Genomic DNA, 13,324 nt, shown 5'->3' on the forward strand with positions numbered 1-13,324 from the left:
AGTACCCGTATGACCGGCACCGTGCCACGTCGCGATGCGGCGGGACGCGTCGTCGGCCTCTCCGCGCTCTTCGCCCCTCGCGGGATCGCTGTGATCGGGGCCTCCCGGAGTCCGGGCAAGCTCGGCGCGAGCCTCGCCCGTTCACTGGGCGGGTTCGCTGCGCGCGGCGGTCACCTCGCGCTGGTCAACGGCCGCGACGACACCATGTATCCGTCCGTCATGGACGCCGCCGACGCAGGACCGGTCGACCTGGCCATGATCTGCGTACCTGCCGCAGCCTGCCCTCCCGTCCTGGCGGATGCCGCGCGTGCAGGTGCGGGCGCGGCCGTGATCTGCGGTGGTGGCTTCGCCGAAGCAGGCGGGGCGGGGGTCGGGCTGCAAGCAGCGATCGCCGAGGTCGTCGCCGACACCGGGATCCGGCTGCTCGGGCCCAACACCAGCGGATTCCTCGCCCCGCACGCCGGTCTGACGGCCAGTTTCGTTCCCGGCGTCGCCCGGGTCCGCCCCGGCCGGGTCGCCGTCGTCGCCGCCAGTGGCGGGGTGAACCACGCACTGTCCTTCCTGCTGGTCGAGGCCGGGCATGGCATCAGCCTCGCGGTCGGGATCGGCAACGCGGTCGACATCTCCACACCGGATGTTCTCGACCACCTCGCGACCGATCCGGACACGCGTGCTGTCGCCCTGCATGTCGAGTCCGTCGCCGACGGTCCCCGGCTGGTCGACGCCGTGCGCCGCCTGAGCTCCCACAAGCCCGTCGTCGCGCTCGTCGTCGGCCGGCACGACGTCGGAGCCTTCGCCGCCTCCCACACCGGTGCGCTCGCAACCTCGTGGCGCGCCACCCGTGCTGCGCTGACCCAAGCCGGAGCCGTCCTCGTGGACGACGAGCGCGAGCTGGTCGACGCCGTCGGAGCCCTGTCGACCACGCGAGCCCGGGCCACCCGCGATGCCGGCGTCGGCATCGTCACGGCCCAAGCCGGACCTGGGCTCCTGGTGCTCGACGACCTGCGTGGCCGACGAGCCCGTGTTCCCGAGCTCGCCGCTGACACGCGGAGCACTCTCGCGACCCTGCTGCCGCCCCTGACCTACCAGAACAACCCCGTCGACACCGGTAGGCCCGGGCCCGAGCTGGGGGAGATCCTCCGCGCCGTCGCCTCCGATCCACAGGTCGGCGTGATCGCCGGGTACGCACTGTTCGAGCCGGATGCGGTCGACCTCGTCGCGGCCGCGCAGAGCGGCCGGGTCCCGGACGTCCCCGTCGTCATCGGGCTCGGCGGGACCGGCGACGATGTCGTCGCCGCCCGCCGCGCACTGCTCGAGTCCGGGATCGCGGTGGCCACCGATCCTCGAGGCGTGGCGGCGGCTGTCGGTGCGCTGATCGTCGACGCCCGCGCGCTGTCGCGGACGACCGGAACGCGCACCCCGCAGCCGGTACCCACCGGCGTCGACGGTCCTCATGACGAGCACCGGGCCAAGGCGTTGCTCGACCGGCTCGGCATCGACACGCCGCCTCGGCGGGCGTGCCACGACCGCGCCCAGGCGCATGCCGCGCTCGTCGAACTGGGTGGCCCGGTCGCGGTCAAGATCCTCGACGCCGGGATCCTCCACAAGACCGAGATCGGCGGCGTCCACCTCGGCGTCACCAGCCCCGCCGCGCTCGACGAGGCGCTGGACCGGCTCGACGCCGCCGGCGCGACCCGATACCTGGTCGAGGCCATGTCGCCGCCCGGGGTCGATCTCGTCCTCGGCGCCCGCCGCGACCCGGTGTTCGGCCCGATCCTGCTGCTGGGACTGGGCGGAACGACGGCCGAGGCACTTTCCGACGTTGCCATTCGCCTGGCCCCGATCACCCCGGAGGAAGCCGCGGAGATGCCCGGCGAGCTGGCCGGACACGCGCTGCTCGACGGCTGGCGCGGCGGGCCCGTGCTCGACCCGGCCTCCCTCGGTCGGATCGCGGCCAGGCTCGGTGACCTGCTCGTCGCGAACGCGGGTCTCGAGGAGATCGAGATCAACCCGCTCCGACTGACCCCCGACGGCCTGGTCGCACTCGACGCTGTCGTCCTCACCGACACAACCACCGACAAGGCGAGCGACACCCGCCCAGATCACTGACCGCAACGTGCCGTGGCGAAATGCCGCGACGGCCGACGTTGGCACGTCATCCGGCGTCTACACGTCCAAAGTCGCGGAAAAGTGAGAACCGGTCGTAGAGGGTCTTTCCGGCTGTGTTTCGTTACAGTCAGGTACTGTAAACTTCTGGAGGCGCTCACAGTGTGAGGAGAGTTCCAGAATGGCTAGCCACTCGATTTGCTCGTTCGACGTCGTGGCGCGGGGGTTCCGCGCCGTAGGGGTCTGGCGCTGTTCGGCGCCGATATCCGACTCCTGCCCGTGGCGGGATGCCGGACGTGCGAGCGATCACGGCCTGGGCCGATGGGCAGTCTGCCGTGATCGGCAATGCCGAACACGGCCGTCATGTCGAACGGTTCGCGGGCGCGTCGTACGAGCTGGGTGCGCGGCCGGTCCGCGGTAACTCGTCCCACTGGAGCTGTTCCGCGCTACTGAGAGTCTCGTCATTTCGTTTCGGCCAATTGTGAAGGGGCCACCGCCATGTCCGCTGCACCCGAGAGCGGTGTCACTCGCGCGACCAACTCGTTTCGGCGAATAGGAAGTCGCGCCACCCGGAAGGCGACGATCATCGCCTTCTTCGCCTGGCTCTTCGCGGTGTTCGACTTCATCATGTTCGGCACCCTGCTGCCGCAGATCTCCGCCAGTTTCGGCTGGGACGACGCCACGGCGTCCCTCGTCTCCACGCTGGTCTCGGTCGCCACCGCGGTCATCGCGCTGGCGGTCGGGCCGATCACCGATCGGATCGGGCGCCGCAAGGGCATGATCCTCACCGTCTCCGGTACCGCGGTGGCGTCGGCTCTCTCGTCCGTGACGCCGAGTGCCGCGTACCTCATCGGTGTCCGATCCCTCGGTGGTCTCGGTCTGGCCGAGCAGGCGGTCAACGCCACCTATCTCTCCGAGATCTACGCCGTCACCGACGACGAGAAGATCAAGAAGCACCGCGGACTGATCTACAGTCTCGTGCAGGGCGCCTTCCCCCTCGGTGTGCTCCTGGCCTCCGCCTGGGTCGCGATCTTCCTGCCGGTGATCGGCTGGCGGGGCTGTTTCCTGCTCGCGGTGTTCCCCGCGGTGGTCATCGCCCTGATGCGACGCGGGCTGCGCGAGAGCCCGCAGTTCGAGCTGGAACTGCAGCTGCGCAGGCTCCGCAAGGAGGGCCGCGCCGCCGAGGCCGCCGAGCTGGCGCGCTCCTACGGCGTCGACGAGCGGCCCGCCGCTCCGCTGGCGGCGATCTTCACGGGTCAGGCGCGGCGCAACACGGTGGTGCTCGGGATCGCGTGGTTCATCAACGCGGCCGGCATGCAGCTCTTCGCCGTGCTGGGCACCACGGTGCTCACCGAGGGCAAGCACGTGAGCTTCACGAATTCACTGGTGCTGCTCATCGTGGCGAACGCCGTTGGTTACCTCGGCTACGTGACCCACGGCTTCCTCGGCGACCGGCTGGGCCGCCGTAACGTCATCGGGTTCGGCTGGATCATCGCCGGGATCTTGTTCGCATTCATGCTGACGGTGGCGAACGGCACGATCGCCGTGGTGATCCTCTACTCGCTCGGCTTGTTCTTCCTGACCGGTGCGTATTCGGCGATGTTGTTCTACATGGGCGAGTGCTACGACACGGCGTGTCGCGCCACGGGCACCGGGTTCCTCAACGCCATGTCCCAGCCCGGCGCGATAGTGGCCGGGGTGATCGTCACGGCGATGCTCGCGAGCGGCTCGACCTGGGCACACGCCACGCTTCTGGTCGGCGCGGTCGGCACCTTCGTCTCCGGGGTCGTCGTGTTCGGTGCCCGCAAGGCACCGCTGCTGCAGGACTGATCGCGCTGGGGCCGTGAGCGTTGCCCACTCCGGGTCTGCTCCCACAACCTTCGAGGAGGAAATGCCTCCGCGCTGAGGAGGAAACGCCCGTCCCCGATACGGCCGGGTGCGGTCAACTGGGGCTCGGGCTCTCAGAATTCATGATCGGCGATCGTGATGTCTGATTCGCGCAGCCCGCAGCCGCTCGGGAGAGCCGGAGATCAGGAGAGGAGGGAAGGTTCAGACGCGGTGCAGCCGCCGGCTCCGTTGATCGCTTATCTCATCAGGGCAGAGGGGCAAGAAAGACATCCATGTTCTATAACAAGGTCCCGATTCCGGACGTCGACCGCGAGGCTGCGCGGGCGATCACCGCGGAGAAGACGTCCAGGTCGCTGCCCGACCCGGCAACGCCTGACGGGCTGGCGATGCTGCGGTCAGCGGCGGACCACGCACCGCGAGCCGACGGCGCTGTGGACAAGCTGATTCCGGGTGCCGCCGGTGATGTGCGCGTTCGAATCATCCGGCCGGACGGGACGGCTCGTGCCGTCCTGCTCGACGTGCACGGCGGCGGTTGGTTCGGTGGCAAACCCGAAGAGAACGACTACGCCAACGAACTCACCGCCCGGGACGCCGGCGTGGCGACGGTGAGTGTCGACTACCGACTGGCGCCTGAACATCCCTACCCGGCCGGCATCGAGGACGTGCTGGCCGCCGTCGAGTGGTCACTCGACAACGCGGTCTCCGAGTTCGGCACCGAGAAGCTGCTCATCGCCGGAAACTCCTCAGGCGCCCATCTTGCGGCGCTGTCGGTTCTGCACGTTCGCGACATGCTCGGCGCGATCGACCGCCTGGCCGGAGTCAGCCTCGTCTACGGCATCTTCGACCCCACCCTGACCCTTGCCGAGCGCCTGGCGACTCCCGCCACGCCGATCGTCAACACGTCGTTCCTGCGCAGCACCCGCGAACTGGTCTTCCCGGACACGTCCGCGGTGCTGCGCAACCCCACGATCTCCCCGCTGTACGCCGATCTCACCGGTTTGCCGCCTGCTCTGTTCACCATCGGGGAGCTCGACCCGTTGCTCGACGACGCCCTGTTCATGGCGGAGCGCTGGCGTGCGGCCGGCAATGCGGCCGAGATCGACGTGTATCCCGGAGCCATCCACGGATTCATGAGCTCCGTTCCGCCGCTCGGGAAACATGCGCAGGCACGGATCAACTCCTGGATCAACGGCCATCTGGCTGCCTAGCCCCCAGCACGAGAACCGCGCCTTGCGGGGGAGAAATCCTCGACAGAGATCACGTCACCGATGCGGGCCGTATTGCTGATTACGGAAATGTCTGGATCCATGATTGCGGCTACGTGCGCGTCCTCCGATACTGGGTAAGACGCGCGCTCGTCGGCACCCGAACAGAAAGTCCGATCCGTGAGTTCTGTGGCCCGTTGTCATGACTTCATCGTCGTCGGTGCGGGAACCGCGGGCTGTGTGCTCGCCGCGCGTCTCTCGGAAAACCCCGACGTCAGCGTGCTCCTGCTGGAGGCCGGCTCCCGTACGCCGCTGGAGGCCGTTGCCTCGGCCGAGGCCTGGTCGACACTCATCGGCTCGTCGATGGACTGGCGGGACAAGACCGTCGTCCTGGAGAGCAGCGGACGAGCCCTGGAGTTGCCGCGCGGCCGCGGGCTCGGCGGCTCGTCGGCAATCAATGCCATGGCGTTTCTGCGCGGGCATCGGTCGAGCTACGACGCGTGGGTCACAGCCGGGGCGGAGGGCTGGGGGTTCGCCGACCTGCTGCCCTACTTCAAGCGCACCGAACACCTCGACGGACGAGACCCCGCCGTGCGCGGAGACAGCGGGCCGTTGCGGCCCGGGCCGACTGCTCCGCCGCACCCGATCGCGGAAGCCGCGCTCGAGGCGGCCAGGCAGGCCGGCCATCGGATCGCCGACATCAACAGCGGCCTCGAAGAAGGCTTCGGGGTCACGGACATGAGCATCATCGAGGGCAGGCGCCAGAGCGCCGCCGACGCCTACCTGCGCCCGGCCCTCGACCGGCCCAACCTCGACCTGGTCACCGACGCACTGGTGCACCGTGTCGTCCTGGACGGCGACCGGTGCAGCGGGGTCGAGTACAGCATCGGGCCGCAGACGTTCATCGCGCAGTGCGACGGGGAGGTCGTGCTCACCGCCGGGGCCATCGGATCGCCGCAGGTGTTGCTGGCATCGGGGATCGGTCCGCAGCGCCATCTCGACGACATCGGGATCACGGTGCTCGCCGATCTTCCTGGCGTGGGCGCCAACCTGCACGACCACCCGGTGTCGGGCGTCGTCTACTACTCGGCCCGAGCCGTCCCGCCGTCGAACGGCAACGACGGAGAGATCAAGGGGGTGCTCCGCAGCAGGGATGGTCTTGACGGTCCGGACCTGCAGATCATGATCGTGTCGCGGCCGTTGCGTCAGCAGATGAAGCCGGGTCCCGGACTGGGGGAAGGCTACGAGATCACGGTCGCGCTCATGACGCCGTTCAGTCGTGGGTCGGTGCGGCTGGCCTCCGCTGTTCCCGGCGCTCCGCCGCTGATCGACCCGCGCTACTACATCGACATCCGCGACGTCGACGCCGTGGTCGCCGGCTTGCATCTCGCCCGCGAGCTCGGGCAGATGCCCGCCTTCGCCCCCTGGCGAGGCGAGGAGTCGGAGCCTGGCGCCGACCTGCGGCGCGAGGAGGATCTCCGCGCGTACGTCCGCGCCGGCGCCAGCAGCTATTTCCACTATGCGGGTACGTGCAGGATCGGGACCGACTCCGACGCCGTGGTCGACAACGAGTTGCGGGTGCACGGCCTGCGCGGTCTGCGGGTAACGGATGCGTCGGTGATGCCGTCCCCGGTGTCCGCCAACCTCAACGCAACTGTTTATGCCATCGCCGAACGCGCGGCGCAGCTCATCCGGGGCGAGACCGGCTCGTGACCGTGTCGAACGGACCCTCCCGTATAGACGCCGTAAACCAGGGGCACATGAACGAAGAATTCGACGCCGTCCAGCCGTGGTCGGCCTCGAGAATCTGAAGACATTCGCGTCGACGCACGGGCGCGAGATCGCCGTGATGATGCCGATCCTTTCCCGCGCGCGGCCCGTCCGTGGACAACGCGCGCCAGGCGAGTGCAAATGGCGTCTCCAGGTGACACCATCCACACAAATCGGAACGTGAATAGTTTGTCGCCACGCAGCTCTGCGGGTTAGCCTCGGGCCCGTGCGGATCCGCGAGTTCTCTAGTGAGGAGTTCGAAGAGGTTGCCGATGAGTTCTTTATACCGGTGATCATCCGAACGGCTCCCGACGTCCGCGGGCGGATGGCGGTGCAGGAGCTGGGCGAGGGCTTGGCACTCTCGCAGTTGCGCTCGGGGCCGAGGTCGGCGGACCGGACCGAGCAGATGGCAGCGAGGGCGTCGGAAGACGACCGGATGCTCTTCGCCGTACAGGTGGCCGGCCGGGGACGCTTTTCCCAACACGGCCGACTCGCCGAGCTGGGTGCCGGTATGGGGTTTTTGCACGAGGCGCGCACTCCCTTCACGTGGGTCTCGCAGACCGAGACGCGGCATCTCGTCTTGTCCTTCTCCCGCGAGTTGCTGCCGCTACGTGGCGCCGAGATCACCGAGGCCTGTGGTCGCAGCATGGACCCCACGTCCCCGGGCATGCACATTCTGACCGCCTACCTCGGTCGGTTGTTCGAGATCGCCGACGGCCTCACCGCGCCACAACGGATGGATGCCGGGCACGCCGCGATCGACCTGCTCGCCATGGCGCTGCGGGACGTCGTCCCCTCGGTAGCCGGTGGCGACGGCCCCGCGGAGGTGCTGCTCGACATGATGCTGATGCACGTCCGCGAACACCTCGCCGACCCGCACCTGCAGGTGGAGGAGTTGGCGCGGCGGCACCACGTGTCGGTCAGTCACGTCTACACCCTGTTCGAACGGATCGGATCCACACCCGCTTCGCATCTGCGCGAGCAACGGCTGCTCGCGGCACAGGTGATGCTGTCCGATCCGAGGCACGCCCGCCTCGCGACGTCGGACATCGCGGCTGCGGTGGGGTTCGTCGACCGCAGGACGTTCGAGCGGGCGTTCCGGCGGCAATACGGGGTGACGCCCGGAAACTGGCGCCGCGCGCATTGCCCCTCCGGATCTGCTCCCGCAACTCTCGAGGAGGAAATGCCTCCCCGTTGACGAGACGGTGTCCTTCCCCGAGAAAGCCCGGTGCGGTCAACCGCGCTCAAGAAGGCGATGACCCGAGATGGACGTGACGAAGGGGATGACGAGCGTCGGAGTCGTCTGGCCGAAGACCCAGGTGACCCGAGAGATCATCGAGTAGAGAGCGGCCGGGCAAGATCTTCACAGTGTCCGTGGGCCCGCCGCTCTGGGAGTCAGGTGAGCGCGCGGAGCTCGGTCTCGATCTCCTGGTAGACGGTGACGGTGTCGGGGTTGACCACGAAACTGGTGAGTCGGGAGAGGTCGACTCCGGGACCGCCGAAGATGAGGTCGGCGTGGTCGGTGCCGGGGGGCAGTTTCTGCTGCAGACCGGCTAGCGCGGCGGGATACCCGAGCGACTGGGTGTCGGTGACCTGCGCCTGCTCTGTGAGCTGGTGATCCAGGAACGCGTAGGCGGCGTCGGTGTGCGGGGCGCCCCTCGGGATCGCGTAGCAGTCCACCCACAGCTCGCTCGTCGGTGCCGGCACCACCCAGCGCAGACTGGGGTTCTGCATGATCGCGCGCCGTGCCTGCGACTGGTCGTAGAAACTCATGACGATCGAGCCGTTCACGAGCGGGTCGACCTCCGTGCCTCCGAGCTGCGGTTTCGCGCGGGTCGCCCAGTCCTTGAGCCGGTCGCCGGCGGCGCGGATCACCGACTGGTCGGTGGTGTTCCAGTCCTGTTCCCGCGCCCACATGGTGATCCCGACGTTTTCCCATCCCGAGCTGGACAGCCGGATCTTGCCCTGCACACTCGGGCGTTCGCCGGCGTCGAGGAAGTCCTGCCACGTGCTGATGTTCCCGCCCACGGCGCGCGGGTCGTAGATCACGCCGACGACGCCCCAGTCCTTCGGGATCGAGTACTCGTTGTGCGGGTCGTAGTTGCGGCTCAGCAGCGAGGGGTCCAGCGTGGACAGGTCGACCCGGCGGGTATCGATCTTCTCGATCTCGCCGCGGGCGGCGTAGAAGGGGACCCAGCCGGATGTCGGGACGACGAGGTCGAACCCGGTGGCGGCCGAGCTGCCCAGCTTCGCCGCCAAGGTGTCGTTGTCGTCGTAGGTGCTGATCTTCGGCGTGATCCCCGTGGCCGCGGTGAACGCCCTGAGGTTGTCCTCGGAGAAGTAGTCGGCCCAGCTGTAGATGTCGACCTCCGAACTGGGGCCCGACGGCGGGGCACTCGCAGACCCGCCGCACGCTGTGATGAACGCGGTTGCCGACAGGGCACCGGCAGCGAGGAAGCCACGGCGCGTCAGCCGCGCCGGCGACGTGGACCGGGTCGATGCCGCGGCGGGCATCAGATCGTGCTGTGTCATGAGGTGACTGCCGTTCCTGCAGTGGATGGACGGGATCGGCCGAGGCCGTCGGTGACGAGGCAGGCGCGGCCGTCGAAGGGTTGACTCGAACCGTCGACGGCCATTATTTCATGCATTGCTGCGTCGCGCGGACAACCGGAACCTGACCACGCGCGAATCGGACATATCCGGAGCAGTGCGCCCATTCGCATCGGTGGACCGCGCCGGGTCATCTCGGGGACGGGGACAATACTCACGGCGTCGACCGTCGGGCGTCGTGCCGTCAAGTAATCTCGGTACCTGGGCCTCCGGTGACGTTCGGTTCGCTACGGTCCAATTCGCCGAAGGATGACGAGAGGAACCCGATTTTGCGATCGCTTGCCTATGTGATTGACAGTCCTGGGAGATTGACGGAACCGATCACTCGTGCGGCGGCTCGCCCGCGGGCCGGAGAAGTTCTGTTGCGCATTCACGCCACGAGTGTCAATTATAAAGACTATCTGGGGGTGGTCACCGGCGAACTGCCTGATCTGACATGGCCGCGGGTCCCATTCGTCGACGCCAGCGCTGAAGTTGTCGAACTCGGTGCAGATGTCACGAATGTTGCAGTCGGCGACCGTGTGATCCCTTCCTTCTTTCCGAGGTGGCAGGCCGGCGATCCAACGGCCGATGGTCTCTCGCTCATCCATGGTGACCAGGTGGATGGGATGCTCCAGACCCACGTCTGCGTCTCTTCGGCCTGCCTGGTACCTGCACCTGCTCACCTGTCGGACGTCGAAGTGTCAACCCTTGGCTGCGCCGGCGTGACGGCGTGGCGCGCTTTTTCGAAGGCGAACGTGAAGCCTGGATACAGTGTCGTGATTCAAGGTACCGGCGGTGTGTCGCTCTTCGCTCTCGGGTTCGCCAAGATGGCCGGTGCCACGGTTATCCTCACATCATCCTCGGACTCCAAGCTGGATCGCGGACGCGAACTGGGCGCGGACCACACGATCAACTACAGGCGGACGCCGGAATGGAGCGCTGCGGTCGTGGACATGACCGATGGGCGCGGAGCGGACGTGATCATCGATGTAGGCGGCGCTCAAACGCTTGCCCAGTCGGTTCGGTCCGCCAGAATCGGTGGTCACATCGCCTGTGCCGGTTTCGTGGGCGGCCGTGAGAGCCCGGCGTTCCCCAACGTTGTGGTCATGGCCAAGAATATCACCGTGGTCGGATCGACTGTCGGCAGTGTCGAGGACACGGCCGATATGTGTCGAGCAATTTCTGCTCACAAGTTTCGGCCGTCGATCGACCGAGTCTTTCCTTTTGACGAGGCGCAAGAGGCGATTGACCATCTCCTCGCGCAAGGCCATTTCGGGAAGGTTTCGATAACGATTTGATCGCGCGCGTCCACTGCTGGAGGTTGCGAGGAGCACTACGGGTGTGAGCCCCGTGGGGGACACGTCGGCTGCCTACCTATGGGCGGCTGCGCGCGGGGCACCTGGGCGCCACCGGGTCCGGCGTTAGGCTTCCGACCCACCTCGGAGACAGGAACCTCCACGATGAGCCCTCGTAATGTCGTCCTCGTCCACGGCGCCTTCGTCGACGGATCCGGATGGCAGGATGTCTACAACCTGCTCAAGCGGGACGGATACAACGTCTCGATCGTCCAGAACCCGACGTTGTCACTCGCCGGTGACGCTGCGGCCACCCGACAGATCCTCGACGTGCAGGACGGCCCGACCGTCCTCGTCGGCCACTCCTACGGCGGGGCGGTGATCAGCGAGGCGGGCACCCACGACAAGGTCGCCGCGTTGGTGTACATCGCCGCCTTCGCTCCCGACAAGGGCGAGTCGGTGAACACCCTCATCGCCGACCCGCCCCCGGGCGTGCCGGTTCCGCCGATCCTTCCGCCGCGCGACGGCTACCTGTTCCTCGACAAGGAGAAGTTCCACGCCTCCTTCGCCGCTGACGTCAGTGCCGAGCGGGCGGCCTTCATGGCCGACGCACAGGTGCCCTGGGGTCTCGAAGCGCTCGCCGGCTCGGTCACGGAGCCGGCCTGGCGGGCCAAGCCGAGCTGGTACCTGGTCGCGACGGAGGACCGGATGATTCCTCCGGCCGCCCAGCGCACCATGGCCGCGCGTGCCGGGGCCACCGTGTCGGAGATCGTCGGCAGCCACGCGATCTACGAGTCGCAGCCGACAGTGGTGGCCGACCTGATCAGGCAGGCCGCGGCCGGGTCCTGAGAGCGGCGATCCGTTCAACTGCCGGTACCGCTCATGGAGAGCTACCACGAGCGGTACCGGCGGGTTCGCGTTGCGTGAGAAAGAACGGGCATGGGCCCGGCGGAAACCGAGCGGGACCGCTCCACGCGGTCCGGAGCGGCGACATGTTCATCGGACGCCGGTTCGCACAGATGTCGGCCGCCGCCGGGTCGGGCGGCGGTCAGGCGGGCAGGCTGCTTGTCGTGCCTCGGAGCGCATTCGTATGGGAGGGGCGAGGGCTGCGGAGGCCGTTGAGGACTTCGGTCAGGCTGACCTGGAGGTGGCGGACGTCGCCGGTTGCCCGTAGAAGGTGGTGGAGTCCGTACTCCCGAACACCGGCGCCTGTTGCGGCGATCTTCATTGCGTTCCGCGGCCGGTAACAGCGGTACCGAGATTCTTGCCGAAATGGATGCCTTTGGCTTCGGTGCCGAGCAGGGTGAGGACGGCGACGGCGATGAGGACGGGGACGATGGTGACGCTCAGGGCGTAGGGGTAGCCGTGGGTGGCGGCGAGGCTCTGTTGAATGGGCAGGTTGAACGCGGCGAGGCAGTTGCCGAGTTGGTAGGTGACGCCGGGGTAGAAGCCGCGGATGGTGTCGGGGGACATCTCGGCCAGGTGGGCGGGGATGACGCCCCAGGCGCCTTGGACGATGACCTGCATGAGGAATGAGCCCAGGGCGAGCAGGCCCGCGGTCTGCGACCAGGCGAACAGCGGCACGATGGGCAGCCCGAGCACGGCACAGAAGGCGACAGTGTGCCGGCGGCCGTAGCGTTCGGACAGGGTGCCGAAGACGAGCCCGCCGAGGGTTGCGCCGATGTTGTAGAGCACGGCGATCCCGGTGGCGGTGGCCGCCGGGAGGCCGGCGCCGCCGTCGTGGACGGCCTGCAAAAAGGTGGGGTAGATGTCCTGCGTGCCGTGACTGAGCCAGTTGAAGGCGGTCATGAGCAGGATGAGGTAGCCGAAGCGGCGCACGATCGCGGGGTTGAGCAACACGTCGCGGAACGACGAGTTGGTCATCCGCATCTGCCGGCGGGTGTCGGTCCAGACTTCCGATTCGCGGACACGAGCCCTGATCAGCAGGCTGATCAGGGCAGGGAGGATGCTCAGGGCGAACAGCCAGCGCCAGGACAAGCCGAGCACGGTGATCACGAGCAGCGAGGCCAGCGAGGCAAGCAGATAGCCCAGGGAGTAGCCCTGCTGCAGCAGGCCGGAGAAGAAGCCGCGACGGCGGACGGGGATCTTCTCCATGGCCAGGGCAGCGCCTAGGCCCCACTCGCCGCCCATGCCGATGCCGTAGAGCAGGCGCAGGATCAGCAGCACGGTGAAGTTGGGTGCGAACGCGCTGAGGAATCCGACCAGTGAGTAGAAGCAGACGTCGACGAGCAGGGGGATACGACGTCCCTTGCGGTCGGCCCACAGCCCGAAGATGATCGCCCCGACCGGGCGCATCACCAGCGTCGCGGTGGTGATGAAGGCTACCTGCGTCAGTGAGATGCCGAAGTCCTCGGCGATGTGGGCGTAGACGAACACGACGACGAAGTAGTCGAACGCGTCCATCATCCAACCCAGCAGCGCCGCAATGAATGAATTGCGCTGATCAACCGTGAGCGGGCTCAATTTCTGTACCGCTGGCATCGGGTC

Annotated in this window: 9 protein-coding genes; 7 read left to right on the top strand and 2 right to left on the bottom strand. The window is 67.7% G+C overall.

The window, feature by feature from the left end:
• The first annotated feature begins 9 nt into the window (after positions 1 to 9).
• From ABD743_RS09530 to ABD743_RS09550, 5 genes are all read left to right on the top strand, one after another.
• Positions 10 to 2,109, top strand: a complete 2,100-nt coding sequence (locus ABD743_RS09530) for an acetate--CoA ligase family protein (protein WP_344720852.1) — start codon at positions 10 to 12, stop codon at positions 2,107 to 2,109.
• Positions 2,110 to 2,604: 495 nt separating this feature from the next.
• Entirely contained in the window at positions 2,605 to 3,936 is a 1,332-nt protein-coding gene (locus ABD743_RS09535) for an MFS transporter (RefSeq protein ID WP_344720854.1), read from the top strand.
• Between the two features lie 290 nt (positions 3,937 to 4,226).
• Positions 4,227 to 5,162, top strand: coding sequence for an alpha/beta hydrolase (locus tag ABD743_RS09540; RefSeq protein ID WP_344720856.1), 936 nt, complete (start codon positions 4,227 to 4,229; stop codon positions 5,160 to 5,162).
• Between the two features lie 177 nt (positions 5,163 to 5,339).
• Positions 5,340 to 6,872: a GMC family oxidoreductase gene (locus ABD743_RS09545; RefSeq protein WP_344720858.1), complete on the top strand. Its 1,533-nt coding sequence runs from the start codon at positions 5,340 to 5,342 to the stop codon at positions 6,870 to 6,872.
• Between the two features lie 283 nt (positions 6,873 to 7,155).
• Positions 7,156 to 8,127 (top strand): helix-turn-helix domain-containing protein, encoded by a 972-nt coding sequence (locus ABD743_RS09550; RefSeq protein ID WP_344720860.1) that lies wholly within the window; start codon positions 7,156 to 7,158, stop codon positions 8,125 to 8,127.
• A gap of 197 nt (positions 8,128 to 8,324) precedes the next feature.
• Here ABD743_RS09550 and ABD743_RS09555 read toward each other — a convergent pair whose 3' ends face one another.
• Entirely contained in the window at positions 8,325 to 9,461 is a 1,137-nt protein-coding gene (locus ABD743_RS09555) for a polyamine ABC transporter substrate-binding protein (RefSeq protein WP_344720862.1), read from the bottom strand.
• A 290-nt stretch (positions 9,462 to 9,751) separates the two neighbouring features.
• Here ABD743_RS09555 and ABD743_RS09560 point away from each other — a divergent pair, with 290 nt between their 5' ends.
• Complete coding sequence (locus ABD743_RS09560) at positions 9,752 to 10,819, top strand: zinc-dependent alcohol dehydrogenase family protein (protein ID WP_344720864.1); 1,068 nt, start codon at positions 9,752 to 9,754, stop codon at positions 10,817 to 10,819.
• Between the two features lie 162 nt (positions 10,820 to 10,981).
• The gene (locus ABD743_RS09565; protein ID WP_344720866.1) at positions 10,982 to 11,665 is read left to right on the top strand and encodes an alpha/beta fold hydrolase; all 684 of its coding nucleotides are present in this window, start codon (positions 10,982 to 10,984) and stop codon (positions 11,663 to 11,665) included.
• A 375-nt stretch (positions 11,666 to 12,040) separates the two neighbouring features.
• On the opposite strand, the gene ABD743_RS09570 is transcribed toward ABD743_RS09565, so the two are convergent.
• A complete protein-coding gene (locus ABD743_RS09570; protein ID WP_344720868.1) occupies positions 12,041 to 13,318 on the bottom strand; it encodes an MFS transporter in 1,278 nt (425 codons plus the stop codon).
• Positions 13,319 to 13,324: the final 6 nt, after the last annotated feature.

The sequence above is a fragment of the Pseudonocardia yunnanensis genome (assembly GCF_039534065.1).
GTDB lineage: Bacteria > Actinomycetota > Actinomycetes > Mycobacteriales > Pseudonocardiaceae > Pseudonocardia > Pseudonocardia yunnanensis.

Coding starts and splice junctions, on each gene's coding strand:
- ABD743_RS09565 (WP_344720866.1), top strand. CDS start 10,982: ATGAGCCCTCGTAATGTCGTCCTCGTCCACGGCGCCTTCGTCGACGGA.
- ABD743_RS09570 (WP_344720868.1), bottom strand. CDS start 13,318: ATGCCAGCGGTACAGAAATTGAGCCCGCTCACGGTTGATCAGCGCAAT.
- ABD743_RS09535 (WP_344720854.1), top strand. CDS start 2,605: ATGTCCGCTGCACCCGAGAGCGGTGTCACTCGCGCGACCAACTCGTTT.
- ABD743_RS09540 (WP_344720856.1), top strand. CDS start 4,227: ATGTTCTATAACAAGGTCCCGATTCCGGACGTCGACCGCGAGGCTGCG.
- ABD743_RS09530 (WP_344720852.1), top strand. CDS start 10: ATGACCGGCACCGTGCCACGTCGCGATGCGGCGGGACGCGTCGTCGGC.
- ABD743_RS09555 (WP_344720862.1), bottom strand. CDS start 9,461: ATGACACAGCACGATCTGATGCCCGCCGCGGCATCGACCCGGTCCACG.